We start from the raw sequence: 17065 nt of genomic DNA, 5'->3' as shown, positions 1-17065 counted from the left end.
TGAGAGGCCGGTTAATTTTGCATCGCGTGAGTGCGATGCTTCTGCGTTACGGGAAAATGCTAATCGCCAGCCACCGATCGCTGTCTCGATCTGATTGACGGTGGGATTCGAGCACACGATCAATTAGCGCCTGGCCGTCGGACACACATTGAGTTCATGGCGATCAGATAAGCGGGCATCCCTACTCGAACGAAGACCTTACCTCGCGCAAAATCTCCTCGGATAAGCCTAGTTCATCAACCGCTCGCGCCAGCACAATTGCACCTACCATCTCGGAAAGTGTTCGAATCGCGTTCCGTCGATTACTCGGATCTTCTGCACCGGCCTTGGGGGCCATTAAACTGGTCAAAACTCCTTCTACATGCTGCGTGAACAACGGGCGAACATACTCCTCACGAGCCGCTTCTGATCCCAGCGCAGCTATAAGACAGCCCTCACCTCGCTCGTCTCGATGCCAATCACTAACATAGTCTTGAATGTGTTCAGCCATCGCTTCTGATGAATGCTCCGCCGTCGCCATCCTGGCTAGAGCCTTCGACGACGCATCACGAAGACATTCCGCAATGAGATGCTCTTTAGATTCAAAGTGGTGGTAAAACGCCCCTTTTGTCATTCCGCTAGCTTTCATGACGTCATTGACACTGACGCTGTGAAAACCGCGCTCTCGAAATAGAACTGATGCCACCTGCAAAATTCGCTGGTGCTTCACTGCGGTTTCCTCTGCTGGATAACGCATACAAATCTTCTCGATAAATGGCCAAAAGAAAGGGTTGACATCAAGCAGTACGATCATCATGCTTACTCACATCAAGCATTACCAACGTACTGCTTCATCGCAGCATAACATGACAATCATCATGCATGCGCCGAAATCCTCGTAACCATCAACCTTTTGTCTAATGCTTTTGGAGAAATTCATGAAAACGTATCTGGTAACTGGTGCCACCGGCGCTACCGGCGCTCCTGCTGTTAAGTACCTGCTTGAGAAAGGCCACCGTGTAAACGCTTTCGTTCATCGTGAAGATGAACGCTCGCAGAAGCTGAAAGACATGGGTGCAAGCATTTTCGTTGGCGATGCGCTGAAACTGAAAGAGCTGCGCCCAGCAATGAAAGGCGTTGATGGTGCCTACTTCGTCTATCCGCTGACCAATGGTCTGGTTGAAGCAGCTGCCATTTTTGCCCAAGCTGCGAAAGAAGAAGACGTTAAGATCATTGTGAACATGTCGCACAAGCAATCGCGCCCTGATGCACGCAGCCAAGCAACGCTCAACCACTGGCTGTCGGAGCAGGTATTCAACTGGTCTGGCGTGCCTACCACACACCTGCGCGTTACGTTCTTCGCTCAGTGGATGCTCTACACTGCCGCTCTGATCCGTGAGGGCCGTTACCTGACCCCATTCGACGCTGACAGCCGTTTTGCTCCGATCGCGGCCAGCGATATTGCAAAAGTTGTTGTGGGTGTCCTGACTAATCCTGAGGCTCACGCGAACAAGGTTTACCCGCTGCACGGCCCAATCGAATACAGCCACAAAGAATTGGCTGGTGTTCTGAGCGCCACCCTGGGCAAAGACGTTCGTTTTGAACAGGTTTCACCAGAAGAGTTTGTTAAGACTTTGGGCTGGGACGCTGACCCTTCCTACGCCATTCACTTCACCGCGGTGAAAATTGACCAGCAAGAGAAGCGTCTGGAAGGCCTGGATACCACCGGTGCAGAAATCATCGGCGGCCCACTGCAAACACCAGCTGAATTCATCGCAGAACATCGCGATTTGTTGAGCTGATACTTACGCTAAAATCGAGCTGAAAAGTCCGCCAGACCATTTCAGCTCGACGCGTTCCGAAAGTCAGGGCTATTCACGTATTAGTGAATACGACGGCGTGATTAGACCTGACCCAGGTAATGTCCAAGACGTAGCTCAAAATCCGCACCAGCTTCAATAGCAATCTGTCGCGCCCTTCCCCCACGCACACGCAGCTCAGGCCGCTGTGTTGCTTTCAAAAATGATGACTGACTCTCTAACAGATGTTCAGACTTCGGTAGCGTCGTTCGATTCAGTAACCGCTTGGTTTCAGCAATTGCATGCAAATCAAAAGCGGCAATTCGACGTGCAAATCGATCAACAAAATCGTCAAGGGCCTCATCAGGAACTGCGCGATTAATCCATCCGTAGCGCTCAGCTGTTTCTGCGTCAAAATCCTCCCCACCAATGACGATTTCCAAGGCTCTTGCCCTGCCAGCCAATGCGGTCAGACGCTCAATACCTCCACCACCAGGTATCACCCCAGCACCTACCTCGGGCTGACCGAAAAATGCTTTCTCGATACTGGCAAACCGCAGATCACACGCAAGACAAAACTCACTACCAACTCCTCTCGCTCTGCCACGCACGGACGCAATACTGATAACGCGGGTCTGTTCCAGGCGAGTGGTCAAATCAATCCACGTGGGAAGGCCGGTGGGCCCAGGAGCAGTGGGAGTGTCAGCTGCCCTGGTAAGGTCATAACGAGCCATGAAAAAGTCCGGGTGCGCACTGTCAAACACCACCACAATCAAATCGTGAGCGGCTTCAATCCGACCAACAATCTTTTGCAGCTCAAGGATGGTTTCCGGATTGACCAAATTGAGGGGTGGGTTATTAAACGTCACGCACCAATAGCTCGCGGTGTGCTCGGTGACGGTGAACTGCGTTAGCTCCGACATTGCGTACCCCCTTACCAGTTTTTGTTATTTCGATTAGGTGTTTCGCACCAATCAAAGGCCGTATTGGAGTGTTCATTTCTCGACGCTTGAGATCCCGATATCGAAGGTTCCGTAGCGGTCGATATGAAACTAATACGCGCTTTACGAATGGTCGGTCAAGAGCATTTAATAGCGATTACTACGTAATTAGGGATTTGTACGCATGCGAAAAACTGGCCGCCCTTTATCTTTTGACCGAAGCGTGGCACTGGATGTGGCTATGGATGCCTTCTGGCGATATGGATACGAGGGAGCCTCAGTTAGCATCCTCACGACCGCTATGGGGATCACTCCCCCCAGCCTATATACCGCGTTTGGCGACAAACAAAGGCTGTATCTAGAGGCGCTTGATAGATACATGCACCGACCGGGCCTCGATCTAGAACTGCTGCTGGATCGTAGTCCAACTGCTTTCGATGCGGTAAAGAACATGCTGACCAGTGCCTCGAAACAACAGACTCGCCCGGGTCAGCCTCGTGGCTGCATGTTGATGAGTGCAAGGGTCAGTACACCCGCTGAATCTTCGATGGAAAAGGACGTTATCCAACTGCGCAAGATCGTATTGAAGATGATCGAGAAGCGAGTCGAGAGGGGTATTCAGGAAGGAGACGTGCCAGACACAGTCAACTCGGTCGATCTTGCAAGCTTCTACGTCATGGTTCTGCAAGGCATGTCCGTACAAGCACGCGACGGTGCGGGGCCAAAAGATTTGCTGAAACTGGCCAATCACTCACTCCTCTGCTGGCCAAAATAGAAAATCTAAAACCAAAAAGCCTCCTCTCGGTTTTGAGAGGAGGCTTTCGGGGTACCGTTCAAACCAATGCGAAAGGTTACATCAAGCGCGCTTTGGCAAACGAGTCAACATCATGCCCTGCACTTTCTGGGGATCGGCAGTAAATGCCTGGTGAATACCACGAGACTGGGCACCTGCAACGACTTCGTCGTTGGTACCAGCTTCAATAGCGTCCAGAGCATCAGTGACCACTTCGAGTGGGCTGAGGCGAGGCTCAGGAAGCTTGGCTCCCATTGCGGTTTCAGTTTGAACAGCGAGGATACCGACTACCTGCGTACCCTGCGCACCCAGCTCCGCCCGAAGACTGCGATTCAGCGACAGGCCGGCAGCCTTGGATGCCGAGTAAGTAGCTGCCATCGGCAGACTGATGAGCGACAGCATGGACAGCATGTTGAGAACAGCGCCGCCAGACTTAGCCAGCACTGGTGCGAAAGCACGAGTCATCGCCAATGGGCCGAAGTAGTTCACTTCCATTTCGAGACGAGCGTCGTCCATATTCGGTGCAGAGATAGCACCGTCAAAGGCAGCGTAGCCTGCGTTGTTGATCAGCAGCGTAACGTCGTTTGCAACACTAGCCGCGGCTGCAACTTGATCCAAATCGGTTACGTCGAGAGGCAGTGGAACCAGGCGACGGTCGCCATTCTTCAGCAAGTCGGAAAGCGAAGCAGTATCACGAGCAGCTACATAGATTTTTGCTACGCCGCGCTTGAGAAGTTCTTCTACAAAAACACGGCCGATGCCGCGGTTGGCGCCAGTAACGAGCGCAACAGATTCTGCAATTTTCATGGGTATATCCTAAGAATTCGATGGGAGAAAGAGCAGTGAACACCGGCTCGCTTTACACGAGCCGGTGTACCTGATGTCACTTACCGTTGAGCTTGTCAGCGTGCAGGCGGGCGAATTCGCCAACAGTCATCGAGCGACGACCAGTAAGCTTCTCTACGTTGTTGTCTGCACCGGCCATGCGACCGTTGTGGTAATCCAACATGGCACCACCCAAGTGCTGAACGATGTAGGCAGGTACGCCCATTTCAGCGATCGACTGGGTGTACTCTTCGATTGGCAGATCTTGGAAAACAATTTTGCGGCCCAGCGCTTCCGACAACTCAGCAGCCATTTGCTCATGATCCATTTCAACCGGACCAGACAGCGCGATGGTGGTGCCGATATGACCTTCTGGGTTTTTCAGCAGTGCGGCAATGGCGCGACCTTGGTCATCGGCAGCGATCGGCGAGTGACGACCTTTACCAACTGGCATGCGCAGGATCCCGTTCTGGAGGAACGGAAGCTGCCAAGGGTAGAGCAACCATTCCAGGAAGTAGGTAGGGCGCAGGTGAATCACGGGTACGCCAGACCAGTTCAGAATCTCTTCAGCGATGAAAGTGTCGCGGCACGAATCGCTAGTCGACTCACGGTTGGCCGAACGCTGCGAGAGGTTAATGACCGTCTTAACGCCGGTTTCCTTGGCCGCTTGGGCGAAGTTCACAGTGGCGTTGATCAGGCCAGGTTGGACCGGCCAAACCAGGTAAGCAGCTTCGACACCTTGCATGGCATCACGTACGGTGTTGATCTCCAGCAGGTCACCAACAACTACTTCTGCACCCAGTGCTTTCAGAGCGTCGGAGCGTTCGTCCAGCTTGTGGACCATGGCGCGTACGTCCAGACCCAGAGCGATGGATTCACGAACTGCGGCGCGACCTGTGTCGCCAGTTGCACCTGTGATCAGAATTTTCTTGGACATGAGATAAGATCCTAAAGATAAAGGTTAACGGCTGGATGGCGCCGCATATCATTTCGGGGAAGTGCATTTGCGCTTCGTCTCCGATGGATCAAATATGGGCTGTTCCTAAAACGTCCGGTAGCCATCGAATTAGTCTAAGATTTATCCTAAATCAGCATGAATGATCATCAGAGCTGGAGAGCACGCTTTCTCCTGTTCACATGAACACTTCGCAGCCCCTCAATTCTCAAGGAGCAACGTAATTATTCCCTCGATCTATGGGGGGTAAGCACTCGCTCTGTCGGCAACCTCAGGGGGTTGGCGCCTCTCCCCCCGATCAGGAAAGAACATGGCACTGAAAGACATTGCTTCATTGAAGCTGTACGCCCGGGTCGCACACTTAGGAAGCTTCTCGGCAGCCGCTCGTGAATGCGGACTCGCTCAGTCCCAGGTATCTCGAATGATCGCAGAGCTAGAAGCGAGTCTTGGCGCAAGGCTGCTTTCACGCACTACCCGAGCAGTGGCGTTGACCGAAGCTGGTATCGAGTTCTTGACCCGCGTTGAGCCGATCATTGCAGCACTCGATGATGCCGAAAATAGTGTTCGGGAAAATGGTGAGCTAAGTGGTCTGCTTCGCATCGGGATGCCGTCAACGATGGGTATACGTGTTGTCCTCCCCAGACTCGCGGCATTCACAGAGCGCCATCCCCTGCTTCACATTGAGCTGTTGCTAGAGGATCAATGGCAGGACATGGTTAAGGAGGCTATCGATGTGGGCATACGTGTCGGCAGTCTGCCGGACCTTGCGGGCACCGCAAGACAAATTGGAACCATGAGACGCGTCATTGTCGCTTCGCCTGACTACCTCGCTCGCCACGGTACGCCAGCTAATCCCGCCGACATCGAAAATCATCGGGTTGTCGGTGGCCCGGCTGGCTCGCATATATCGTCATGGAAATTCTTTCGAGATGGTGAAGAGACATCCATCAATCTCCACCCCCAGGTATCCACAAACGATACTGCTGGAGCGTTGGCAGCGGCATCAGGCGGCCTTGGCATAACCTCCACGACATCTTGGGCATCCCGCCTCGAACTAGAAAGTGGCGCTCTAATACAGGTGCTACCAGATTGGAAAATGGCTGAGCTACCCGTGCATGCATATTTTCCTATGGGCCGAACGACACGAATGGCCGCGCGTGCTTTCGTCGATTTTCTTTCGACCGTTCTGAGCAGCGATCCACGGCATTTCGGAGCACCGGAGTAGTCGTAGGTGACGCAGCCCTAATGGCCATGCAGGGGATAGTGATCAGATACGGGCCGAGAATCAGATCGAATTCAATCAACGTCTCTTCTACCCTGCCCTTCGAGCACAGCAATCCAGGAGAAAAAAATGACTGAGCCCAGCAATGAAAACAGGGCACCGTATACCGGATCGGATTTGACCTTTGACGAATTAGTCGAGAGAAAGGCAGCTAACCATAAGCGAATGGACGCAGTAAGAGCGAGCTGGCGGTCAAGTACTGCTGCAATGACGGAATGTGAGCGAAAAGAAGCCTCTCAAAGATTCAGTAATGCCATTGAAAAAATCGCGTCACAGTTTGGAAGGAGCCGGCGGATGGCGCTTGACGTGGCTACCGTCGAAAAAAATAACCTGATGGGGGCTTATCGTTCTCCCGACGGGCACATTGAGTTGACTGATGATGCGACTCGCGGAGTTTGCGAGGTCGGGAAAGATCTTCATGAGCCCAAAACTAGAGATGCTTGATTAGCGATAGGGCGAATCTTCTCAGAGAGGCTGTCGTGCCGTTGCCCACCCAGTCATCTCATGCCTAGATGAAAACCTACTCATTGTCCGGCTGCTCGTCTTTCGGCAGGTATGTGGTCGATGATGTGATCAACAAGAGTGTTCAAGTTATAGCGATGAAAGGCGCTGAAATATACAGGTGTAGCAACCTCCACTCCCACTGATTCAAAAATGCGTCGTTGCACAGAGGCTGCTTTTTCATCGAGAAATTCCCTCAGCTCCGCTTCTGGTGTTTTATACGCTTCGCTCCAATACCGTCCTTTCATAGCGAGGTCAGCCTGATTGATTGCAATGGCTACTCTTTCAGGTTCTATCGACTTCAAAATTACGGTCTCTAGCAAATGGAGAGCCGTTCCTAAGTCCCTGGAGCCCCCATCTAGGACAACCAAGGCTAGGTCAATGAGATAACAAGAGGCATTGTCGCTAAGGATGTTAGAGGGGCCAACAGTTATGCGCCGTTGTAGGATCTCCGACAAAACCTGCCGGTGCCGATGATCAGCCTCTCCCCCATCACCTAAACCCGCAGAGTCGTGAAAACGCAGATATTTGTTCAGTTCGTAAGAAGAGAGCTGCTGTGTCTCTGGCTCAACACCTATCCCAACCCTAGCCACTGTATCGCCGAGCAACGCGTTCAGCGTGGAGGTTTTGCCTGCACCTGTGCCGCCGACTAGCAATACATCCAGTGGGTACAGAAGTCCGGCGGCGTTGACTTCATTTTCAATGTCTTCGTATCGATAACGCTTCATCTTTGTGCTGCTCGCCTAGGAGAAAATGCTGAACAGCCCGCCGATAGCACCACCAATGGCCCCAAGCACTTTGCCTAAGGCTTCTCCCGCCGCCTGTCCCCGCTCGCCTCCGACTGCTCGGCCAATACTACTTCCGATTTTTCCGCCAAAATCGGCTCCTTTGGAAGCTGAGACAAACAGCGATTCCAAAAGATTTTTTTCGATTTTCCCGCGATAGTCGTCCTGTTTGTCATCGTCCTTCCACATCTCAGCATCAGCGTTCAGATCTTGAGCAAATACAGCTCGTTTCTCCTCTCTTGTGCGTAAGAGAATTTGAAGAAGCAGCTTGGAAAGGTTGAAAGGATTCTGTGCTTCGTCACCATCTTTGTATCCAGCTGCATAGTAAATCGGCTCGACATCCACGCCGGTTGCCTCCTTGATTCGGCGCTGTGTGGACTCGACCTTCTCGTTCAAAAACTGCGTTAAAACCGGATCTGGACGGTTCTGTTCCCTATTCCAGTTTTTGCCTTTCATAGCCATGTCAGCTTGATTGATTGCTACGAGCAATCGACTTTTATCCTCTCCCAAATTTGGAATTATGATTTTGTTGATCAATTCAAAGGACGTGCCCAAGTCCCGGCTGCCACCATCCAAAATCACCAGTACCAGATCGATCAGAGGTTCGCCGATCGGGTTAGTCTCGTGGAGCTTGGCGACGATTTGTTTGGCGTGACGTTTATCCGCTTCCTCCGTATCTCCAAGACCGGGCGAGTCGAACAAAACAATATTGTCGAACTCGTACTTGGCGATCTCCATGGTTTCAGGATCGACTCCTTGGCCAACCTTCGCCTTGTCTGTATTGAACAAGGCATTGATCGTTGAGGACTTGCCGCAGCCAGTCGCCCCCGTGATCAAGATGTTGACCTTCGTATCCTTGAGTTTTGCGAAATTGCGAAAGACAGACGCCTTGGCGTCTTCACTCAAGGTTGCGTCCTTCTGAATAGCGCTGATCAAATCGTCGAGAAAGTGCTTGCCGATCATGATGGTGTCCATACCGCTGTGGGAGTTATGAAGCTGTATCGGCGCTGCGGCGCCCGGCTTTAACTCCATACGCCTACGGTTCACGAACCGACTATCAGAGAGCATCGAGCCGTTCGGTTGCATTACGACCCTACTGCTACACTCACATGCCCGAGGCGATGGTTACGCAGTCATCTGCGTCTCAGTGGCTTCAGCGGCGACAAAGCAGAAGCGTCCACTCTGCTTGGTTTTAATGGGCTTATTTCTATTATCGATGCTCCAGTTCAAAATCAAATTTTGAGTGCAGCCTTAGCGGTACATGACACGCAAAACTCCCTGGCATTGCCGCGGCAGTCGAGCCGCCCAAGCCTTTGTCTCCTGATCTGGAGGTATCCCAATGAGCGAGAACAACGAACCTACTGCTTTCAACGGCTGGGCTGCGACTGCGCCCAACGCTCCGCTGGAGCGGTATAGCTATGACCCTGGTCCATTAGGAGACGAAGAAGTAGAAATCGCCGTGGAGTATTGCGGCATTTGCCACTCGGATTTGTCGATGATCGATAATGAATGGGGCGCAAGTAGTTACCCTTTCGTCCCTGGTCACGAAGTAGTAGGCAGCATCGTACGCATGGGTTCGCAGGTGCGCGGCTTGGAATTGGGACAACTGGTAGGCGTTGGCTGGTACAAAGGCAGTTGCATGCACTGCTCTTCTTGTATGTCCGGTTCGCACCATCTCTGCGGCACCGTAAAACCCACGATAATTGGCAGCAACGGAGGCTTCGCTGATCGCCTGCGGACCCACTGGGCGTGGGCTTCAGTAATACCAAGAGCCTTGGATCCTGCCGCAGCAGGCCCCCTTTTCTGCGCAGGATCAACGGTGTTCAACCCACTCGTGCAATTTGATATCAAGCCCACCGACCGAGTTGGCGTGGTAGGAATCGGCGGCCTTGGCCACCTCGCCCTACAGTTTCTCAATGCATGGGGCTGCAAAGTGACAGCCTTCACATCATCCTTAAGTAAGCAGGATGAAGCAGAGCGTTTGGGCGCTCATAACGTTGTCGCCTCGAACGATTCCGGTTCGCTTAAGGCAATTGCGGGAACGTTGGACTTTCTCTTGGTTACAGCCAATGCAGACCTGGACTGGTCGGCAATGCTTGGCACTTTACGAGGCAAAGGTCGCTTACATTTTGTCGGGATCGTGCCTGGCGCTATTCCAGTCAGCGTATTTGATCTGATTCCCCAGCAGAAGTCGCTGTCAGGCTCCCCTGTAGGGTCACCAAGTACTACAGCGACTATGTTGGAGTTTTGCGCACGCCACCAAATCCTTCCGCAGGTGGAGCAATTTCCCATGAGTAGGATCAACGAGGCTATTGATCACGTACGCAGTGGCAAGGCGCGCTACCGCGTAGTGCTGAACGCAAATAAGTGACCACGGATGCTCCTGGTGACGCCGTACAAGGCGTCACCAACGGCTCAAGTCCCCACAACTATCCTAGCGCTACTTACAGCTGGATCGGTTTACTGACTTGCCGCCTACGGAACTGCGCCCCTTAACAGGTTTGGCAGCACCAAGCTGTCCGCACCGAAGATCACGGGGACAAAGGAATGCGGCGTGTTACCGCAGCCGCTTGCGTTACATGTTGAAATTTCAGCAACCGCTCAACGTCAATTGCGGGCGCTCGCCGGCGAAGAAAAATGGACGCAGACGCACACCCACGTTATTACCGATAAACGCAGCCACCAACCAGACCCAGCCGTGCAGGCTTCCCGAAGCAATTCCACTGAAGTACGCGCCGATGTTGCAGCCGTAGGCCAGACGCGAACCATAGCCAAGCAACAGCCCACCGATCACCGCCGCTACCAATGAGCGTGCTGGGATTTTCAGGCTAGGCGAGAAACGACCGGCCAAACCAGCGGCCAACAGCGCCCCCAGGATGATGCCAACGTCCATGACACTAGTAACGTCCTCCCAAACTGGCGACGCCAACGCTTTAGCATTACCTGGAATCTGCCAAAACACCCAACTGCCGACATCAACGCCCAGCCCATTGGCGACCTTTGCGCCCCACAGCGCAAACGCCGACGTAATACCCCAGGGCCGACCGGCCAGAGCGAGAGTGGCATAGTTGAGCAAGGCCAGCCCAATCGCACCCCATACCAAAGGCCACGGTCCGCGTAAGAAACGGCGCAGACCTCGGTGCTCGCTAGTCACCCCTTCTTCGAGCTGCCCATGTCGACCCTTTTCCAAGCGGACGGTCACAATCGCAATGATTCCAAAGACGGCCAAACTAGCTAACAACGCCGGGACCACACCGAAACTTTTGACGATGGAAATCGCCGGAAACGAAGGCAACGAAAACCACCAGTCAACGTGGTGGGTGGCGATCAAAGAACCGCAAATGAAGAAGAACAAGGTCACCAGCATTCGCGCATTGCCGCCACCCACGGTGAATAAGGTGCCTGAGGCGCACCCTCCCCCCAACTGCATTCCGATGCCGAAAATAAATGCGCCGAAAACCACCGAGACCCCAGCAGGCGCTACTAATCCGACTACAGGCTGACCGAACAAACTGCCTGCACCAAGCGCGGGAAAGAACAGCACTACAGCGACTGCCAGCATCACCATTTGAGCACGCAAACCTGCGCCACGCCGATCCTTGATGAATACCCGCCAAGCGGATGTGAAACCAAAGGCTGCGTGATATAGCGTCAAACCCAACGCCGCACCGACTATCAGCAGCAGCATTTGACGAAAGCCAACGTTGTTTTGTAAAAATGCGGCGCCGCACATCAGGAAGGCAAAAGCCGCAAGCGGCGCGAGCGGCTTAGGCGCAGTCGTCATGGGGAGAGAATTGTTCATGAGGTATCTCAGTTCGTTTGATTCTGTTTAATTTTGAAGACGCCGAGCATAAACCTATACAGGCATCCCATCTTCTCGATGCAGGTTCGGATTTTTCATCTGTGATTACGTGCTGATCCGGGGCCTACCAAAAATTGCCCGCAGTAATCAGCTCTACCTAGAGATAGAGCGTTACCCCTTTATGTATTCAGCAACCACTGAGTCGATGATATTGATCGCAGGAAGCAAAGCTTCAGCGATTTCAACCGCCCTCATCGTCGGTCTAACTCCCTTGCCACTCTTAACGAACAAGACATCATTGAAACGCCTACGCAGCCGACCCAGTGCGCTGCTCACTGCTGGCTGCCCCAGATTTAACTGCTCGGCGGCGCGAGACACACTCATCTCGCTATAAACCATCATGAAGACCCTTAGCAGGTTCAGGTCGACCGACTTCAGAGCTTTCTCGTCCAATTTCATTACCCTGCCAAAAATTTGAAATTCATTGATGCTCTCCTTCCGCTAATAGACAGATAGCCATGGTTCTGTGCGTGACCTGAGTCTCAGGAATGTGGAAAGGACGATGTTCGCCATTAGCCACTCGTCGAATCACGGAAATCGCCACCGGCACGCCGCTTCAACTGACCGCGACATTACTGACTCACCCATCGAACCCTCCAACACACCCGGCCTAGAGCTTCATTTCAGCGGCGCCTTTCTCATCGGTTAAGTCCGAATTCTCGTCATAAGCCACATTGACCCTGCCCATTTTTAGCACTCCGAACGCACGGTGGGACTGTCGATCTCGTGCGAATTGCTCGAATTGCAATTTCTACAATTGCATTTCAAGCATGATGACTATAATGTTAGCACACACATAGCAGCAACCTAGATCGGACGTTTTCCTGCCAGCTACCGCCAGCGCCCTTGGGACGCTTAGCTTCTGAGCGCGCAGTGCCAGCCTCCCCTAGCCAATCAACTCACTTTCGAAAGAAAATTATGAAAACTGTTCATTACTTGAAAACCCACACCCGTCCAATCGTCGGTGCTGTGGCGATGGCAATGGCGGGCTTGCTGGCCGCAAATCTGTCTGGCTGCGACAGCGCTAACGGTAAGGCGGCGGAATCGGCCACAGCTACTCCCGGTGCGGTCGTGTCTGCGGCAACTGTTGTCGAAAAGGCAGTCATTGAGACTCAGGAATTTTCCGGTCGCATGGAAGCCATCGAGCGTGTTGACATCCGCGCTCGCGTCAACGGCTTCATCACCAGTGTCAACATTGATCCAGGCACGATCGTTAAAAAAGGTGACGTGCTGTTCGTGATCGATCAGCGTCCATACCAGGCTGAAGCTAACCGGACTGAGGCTGCTGCTGCCGCAGCACGCGCCAAAGTCGAATTGGCCAAGATCGAGCTAAACCGTTCGGTGAAATTGTTCGCAGAGAAAGCCATTGCCCAGCGCGAACTGGATGAAGACACCTCGAACTTTAAAGAGCTTGACGCTAGCGCCCGTGCAGCCGAAGCACAGTATGAAAATGCAAAGCTCAATTTGAGCTACACACGCGTGACATCACCGATCAACGGCCGCGTCGGTAAAGCGGATATCACGCTGGGCAACCTAGTCGACACGTCCGCAGTTCTTACCAAAGTCGTTTCTGTCGACAAAATCTACGCCAGCTTCGACGGCGACGAAGACACCTACCTGCGTGTCGCTGCTGCCCACCAGAACGGCAAAGACGTCGTAGTCAAGGTTGGTTTGGCGAACGAGAAGGGTTTCCCACACGAAGGTAAGCTCGAATTCGTGGACAACCAACTCGACCCGCAGACGGGCGGCGTGCGTATGCGTGCAATCTTCACTAATACCGACAAGACACTGGCGCCGGGGCTATTCGCTCGTGTCCAGTTGCACGGAGGCACCGACGGCGGCAATGCAACGAAGACGCTGTTGATCAACGAGCGCGCAGTCAGCACTGACCAAGACCGAAAATTCGTCTTCGTCGTCGACGGTCAGGGCAAGGCCGAGTACCGCATGGTCACTCTGGGTCCTGTCATTGACGGCTTGCGCGTAGTGCGCACTGGCCTTAATACCGGCGACAAAGTCGTTGTTAACGGTTTGCCGCGTGTTATGCCTGGCGCGCCATTGGCTCCGCATATGGTATCGATGGATTTCGACCCAGATGCCCCGGTTGCTGCTACAGATCCCGACGCTAAACCAGACGCTAAAGCGAAGGGGTAAACACTCATGAAGTTCTCAAGATTTTTTATCGACAAGCCGATCTTCGCGGCAGTCTTGTCCATCATCATCTTCGTAGCTGGGTTGATTGCCCTGTTCACGTTGCCGGTGGCGGAATATCCCAACGTGGTCCCTCCGTCCGTGCAAATCCGGGCCCAATATCCTGGTGCTGACGCCAAAGTCATTGCCGAAACAGTGGCCACACCACTGGAGCAGGAAGTCAACGGCGTCGACAATATCCTGTACATGTCGTCACAGTCGACGGCCGATGGTAACTTGCTGCTGACGGTCACCTTCAAGATCGGTACCAATGTTTCGCAAGCCGAAACGGACGTGGAAAACCGCGTTCAGCGTGCGCTGCCGCATCTGCCTGAAGAAGTACGCCAGATCGGCGTGACGACCATCAAGTCGTCGCCGAGCCTGACAATGGTGGTGCACCTGACCTCGCCCGATGGTCGCTATGACGACCAATACCTGCGTAACTACGCCACGATCAATATCAAAGACCAGCTCGACCGCATTGGCGGTATCGGCCAGGTGCAGTTGAACGGTTCCGGCGACTACGCGATGCGTATCTGGCTCGACCCGGTGAAGATCGCCGCCCGCGACATGACGACCATTGATGTCACCGACGCCATTCGCGAGCAGAACGTTCAAGTGGCTGGCGGCACAATCGGCCAGTCGCCCTCCAAAGGCAGTGACTTCCAACTGTCGGTGAAAACCCAAGGCCGCCTGCAAACGCCTGAAGAGTTCGGCAACATCATCGTGCGCACCGGTGCCGATGGCGCCCTGACCCGCCTACGTGATGTCGCTCGTGTCGAGTTGGGCGCCAACGCGTATAACCTGCGTGCCCGGCTCGATAACCAACCAGCGGTCGCGATCGTCATTTTCGAAGCCCCTAACGCCAACGCGTTGCAGATGGCCAACGACGTTCGCGCTCGCATGGAGCAATTGAAGGGCGATTTTCCGCCGGGTCTTGAATACAACATCGTCTACGACACCACCCGCTTCGTGCAGGATTCAATTAACGCGGTAATCCATACCCTGCTTGAAGCCATTGCCCTCGTGGTGCTGGTCGTAATCGTGTTCCTGCAATCTTGGCGCGCTTCGCTGATTCCGTTGCTAGCGGTGCCCGTCTCGGTCGTCGGCACCTTCGCAGTGATGCTCGGCTTTGGCTTCTCGATCAACACACTTTCATTGTTCGGGCTGGTGTTGGCCATCGGGATCGTGGTCGATGATGCGATCGTGGTGGTCGAGAACGTAGAACGCAATATTGCCAGCGGTTTGTCCCCGCGTGACGCAACAGTCCAGGCCATGAAAGAAGTGAGTGGTCCGATCATCGCCATTGCGCTGGTGTTGTGCGCCGTGTTCGTGCCCATCGCATTCGTGCCCGGCTTGTCCGGCGAGTTCTATAGGCAGTTTGCCCTGACCATCGCCATCTCCACCGTGATCTCGGCGTTTAGCTCGCTGACCCTGGCACCGGCGCTGGCCGCAAGCCTGCTACAGGCCCACGGCGCACCGAAGGACGCGTTGACGCGCCTGATGGACAAGCTATTCGGCCGCTTCTTCGCCGCCTTCAACCGCTTCTTTGGACGCTCGTCGGAACGCTACGAGCGCGGCGTCAAAGGCACGTTGAAACGCAAGACCAGTTCCATCGCGATCTACGTGCTGCTAGCCGCATGCGCAGGCCTGATGTTCAAACTCGTGCCGGCCGGTTTCGTGCCGCTGCAAGACAAGGGTTACCTGATTGGCATCGCACAGCTGCCCACCGGCGCATCGCTGGACCGCACTGACGGCATCATTCAACGTATGGGCGCCATCGCCACTGCTACCCCAGGCGTGCTCCACGCCGTGCAATTCCCGGGTCTGTCGGTAAACGACTTCACAGCGTCGTCGAGTGCCGGTATCCAATTCAGTGACTTGAAAGACTTCGACCAGCGCGAATCCAAAGACCTGAGTGCAAACGCCCTCGCCGTCGAACTGAACAAGCGCATGGGCTCGATTGAAGACTCGTTCATTCTGGTTGTCCCACCGGCACCGGTAGCTGGCCTGGGTACTCTGGGCGGCTTCAAGCTGATGATCGAAGACCGTGGCAACGTAGGTTACGACGCGCTGAACAAGGCAACCCTGGAACTGCAAGCCAGAGCCCGCAAAGCACCCGAACTGGCCGGTGTGTTCTCTGGTTACCAGATCAACGTACCGCAGGTGTATGCCGATATCGATCGGGACAAGGCCAAGCAATTGGACGTCCCCCTGTCGACGATCTACCAGACCCTGCAAGTGAACCTGGGCTCGGTGTACGTCAACGACTTCAACCGTTTCAACCGCACTTACCAAGTGCGCGTCCAAGCCGATGAACAGTATCGTTCGCACGTCGACGATCTTAAAAAGCTGAAAGTACGCAGCACCAAAGGCGACATGATTCCGTTGTCGTCGCTGATGCGCGTCTCTAACACCTATGGTCCGGAACGTGTTCAACGTTATAACGACTACGTCTCGGCTGATCTGAACGGTGGCCCTGCTCCTGGCTACTCATCGGGTCAAGCGCAGGCAGCGATCGAACGCATCGCCAAGGAAGTGCTGCCTAAGGGCGTCACCTACGAGTTCACCGACCTTGCTTACCAGGACATTCTGGCCGGCAACACGATGTTCTTTGTGTTCCCGCTCTGTGTGCTGCTGGTGTTCCTCGTGCTCGCGGCGCAGTACGAAAGCTGGACGCTGCCACTGGCGGTAATCCTGATCGTTCCGTTGTCGATCTTGTGCGCACTGCTCGGCGTCAAGCTGACTGGTGGGGACAACAACGTCTTCACCCAGATCGCGCTGTTCGTGCTGGTCGGATTGGCTTCAAAGAACGCGATTCTTATCATCGAATTCGCCCGCGAACTTGAACACCAGGGCCGCACAATCGTGGAGGCTGCGTTGGAATCCTGCCGCCTGCGTCTGCGTCCGATCCTGATGACATCCATTGCCTTCATCATGGGTGTGCTTCCGTTGGTTTTCTCCCACGGTCCTGGATCAGAAATGCGCCACGCGATGGGTGTCGCTGTTTTCGGCGGGATGTTAGGCGTGACCTTCTTCGGATTGTTCCTGACTCCAGTTTTTTACGTACTGATGCGCTCACTGGCTAAGTTCTTGGACCGCAAAAAGGCCACAACACCGTCGGTTGCTATTCATGATTTGCAAGAGACTCACTAA

Annotated in this window: 15 protein-coding genes; 7 read left to right on the top strand and 8 right to left on the bottom strand. The window is 54.0% G+C overall.

All coding sequences use genetic code 11. The features are described 5' to 3' along the window. Nucleotides 1–181: 181 nt before the first annotated feature. Nucleotides 182–796 carry a TetR/AcrR family transcriptional regulator gene (locus tag PMI37_RS05910; protein ID WP_238552687.1) on the bottom strand — a complete coding sequence of 205 codons (615 nt, stop codon included), beginning with the start codon at nucleotides 794–796 and terminating at the stop codon, nucleotides 182–184. Nucleotides 797–917: 121 nt separating this feature from the next. Here PMI37_RS05910 and PMI37_RS05905 point away from each other — a divergent pair, with 121 nt between their 5' ends. Continuing rightward, complete coding sequence (locus PMI37_RS05905; protein WP_008079005.1) at nucleotides 918–1781, top strand: NmrA family NAD(P)-binding protein; 864 nt, start codon at nucleotides 918–920, stop codon at nucleotides 1779–1781. 101 nt (nucleotides 1782–1882) lie between these two features. On the opposite strand, the gene PMI37_RS05900 is transcribed toward PMI37_RS05905, so the two are convergent. Beyond that, the gene (locus tag PMI37_RS05900; protein ID WP_008079004.1) at nucleotides 1883–2701 is read right to left on the bottom strand and encodes an enoyl-CoA hydratase/isomerase family protein; all 819 of its coding nucleotides are present in this window, start codon (nucleotides 2699–2701) and stop codon (nucleotides 1883–1885) included. A gap of 202 nt (nucleotides 2702–2903) precedes the next feature. Between PMI37_RS05900 and PMI37_RS05895 the strand changes: the two genes are divergently transcribed. Next, nucleotides 2904–3494 (top strand): TetR/AcrR family transcriptional regulator, encoded by a 591-nt coding sequence (locus PMI37_RS05895; RefSeq protein WP_008079003.1) that lies wholly within the window; start codon nucleotides 2904–2906, stop codon nucleotides 3492–3494. Nucleotides 3495–3575: 81 nt separating this feature from the next. Here the strand turns inward: PMI37_RS05895 and PMI37_RS05890 are convergent, their stop codons facing one another. Further along, entirely contained in the window at nucleotides 3576–4319 is a 744-nt protein-coding gene (locus PMI37_RS05890) for an SDR family NAD(P)-dependent oxidoreductase (protein WP_008079002.1), read from the bottom strand. Nucleotides 4320–4395: 76 nt separating this feature from the next. Beyond that, nucleotides 4396–5274: an NmrA family NAD(P)-binding protein gene (locus PMI37_RS05885; RefSeq protein WP_008079001.1), complete on the bottom strand. Its 879-nt coding sequence runs from the start codon at nucleotides 5272–5274 to the stop codon at nucleotides 4396–4398. Between the two features lie 328 nt (nucleotides 5275–5602). Here PMI37_RS05885 and PMI37_RS05880 point away from each other — a divergent pair, with 328 nt between their 5' ends. Both PMI37_RS05880 and PMI37_RS05875 read left to right on the top strand, forming a co-directional pair. Continuing rightward, nucleotides 5603–6517 (top strand): LysR family transcriptional regulator, encoded by a 915-nt coding sequence (locus PMI37_RS05880; protein WP_008079000.1) that lies wholly within the window; start codon nucleotides 5603–5605, stop codon nucleotides 6515–6517. Nucleotides 6518–6643: 126 nt separating this feature from the next. Continuing rightward, the gene (locus tag PMI37_RS05875) at nucleotides 6644–7018 is read left to right on the top strand and encodes a hypothetical protein (protein WP_045123003.1); all 375 of its coding nucleotides are present in this window, start codon (nucleotides 6644–6646) and stop codon (nucleotides 7016–7018) included. A gap of 80 nt (nucleotides 7019–7098) precedes the next feature. On the opposite strand, the gene PMI37_RS05870 is transcribed toward PMI37_RS05875, so the two are convergent. Next, nucleotides 7099–7803: a GTPase family protein gene (locus tag PMI37_RS05870; RefSeq protein WP_008078998.1), complete on the bottom strand. Its 705-nt coding sequence runs from the start codon at nucleotides 7801–7803 to the stop codon at nucleotides 7099–7101. Between the two features lie 15 nt (nucleotides 7804–7818). Continuing rightward, nucleotides 7819–8823, bottom strand: coding sequence for a GTPase family protein (locus PMI37_RS05865; RefSeq protein ID WP_157173072.1), 1005 nt, complete (start codon nucleotides 8821–8823; stop codon nucleotides 7819–7821). A 376-nt stretch (nucleotides 8824–9199) separates the two neighbouring features. Between PMI37_RS05865 and ahr the strand changes: the two genes are divergently transcribed. Then, nucleotides 9200–10231 (top strand): NADPH-dependent aldehyde reductase Ahr, encoded by a 1032-nt coding sequence (gene ahr, locus PMI37_RS05860; RefSeq protein ID WP_008078996.1) that lies wholly within the window; start codon nucleotides 9200–9202, stop codon nucleotides 10229–10231. Nucleotides 10232–10450: 219 nt separating this feature from the next. On the opposite strand, the gene PMI37_RS05855 is transcribed toward ahr, so the two are convergent. Continuing rightward, nucleotides 10451–11662 carry a YeeE/YedE family protein gene (locus PMI37_RS05855; protein ID WP_008078995.1) on the bottom strand — a complete coding sequence of 404 codons (1212 nt, stop codon included), beginning with the start codon at nucleotides 11660–11662 and terminating at the stop codon, nucleotides 10451–10453. Between the two features lie 171 nt (nucleotides 11663–11833). Then, nucleotides 11834–12121 (bottom strand): LysR family transcriptional regulator, encoded by a 288-nt coding sequence (locus tag PMI37_RS05850; protein ID WP_008078994.1) that lies wholly within the window; start codon nucleotides 12119–12121, stop codon nucleotides 11834–11836. Between the two features lie 519 nt (nucleotides 12122–12640). On the opposite strand from PMI37_RS05850, the gene PMI37_RS05845 reads away from it, so the two are divergent. Together PMI37_RS05845 and PMI37_RS05840 are read left to right on the top strand one after the other, a co-directional pair. After that, nucleotides 12641–13873 carry an efflux RND transporter periplasmic adaptor subunit gene (locus PMI37_RS05845; RefSeq protein ID WP_008078993.1) on the top strand — a complete coding sequence of 411 codons (1233 nt, stop codon included), beginning with the start codon at nucleotides 12641–12643 and terminating at the stop codon, nucleotides 13871–13873. A 6-nt stretch (nucleotides 13874–13879) separates the two neighbouring features. Further along, a complete protein-coding gene (locus PMI37_RS05840) occupies nucleotides 13880–17065 on the top strand; it encodes an efflux RND transporter permease subunit (RefSeq protein WP_008078992.1) in 3186 nt (1061 codons plus the stop codon).

The organism is Pseudomonas sp. GM80, from assembly GCF_000282515.1.
GTDB lineage: Bacteria > Pseudomonadota > Gammaproteobacteria > Pseudomonadales > Pseudomonadaceae > Aquipseudomonas.
Note: the sequence above shows the minus strand (reverse complement) of the source record. Positions and strands in the feature narration are given on the sequence as shown.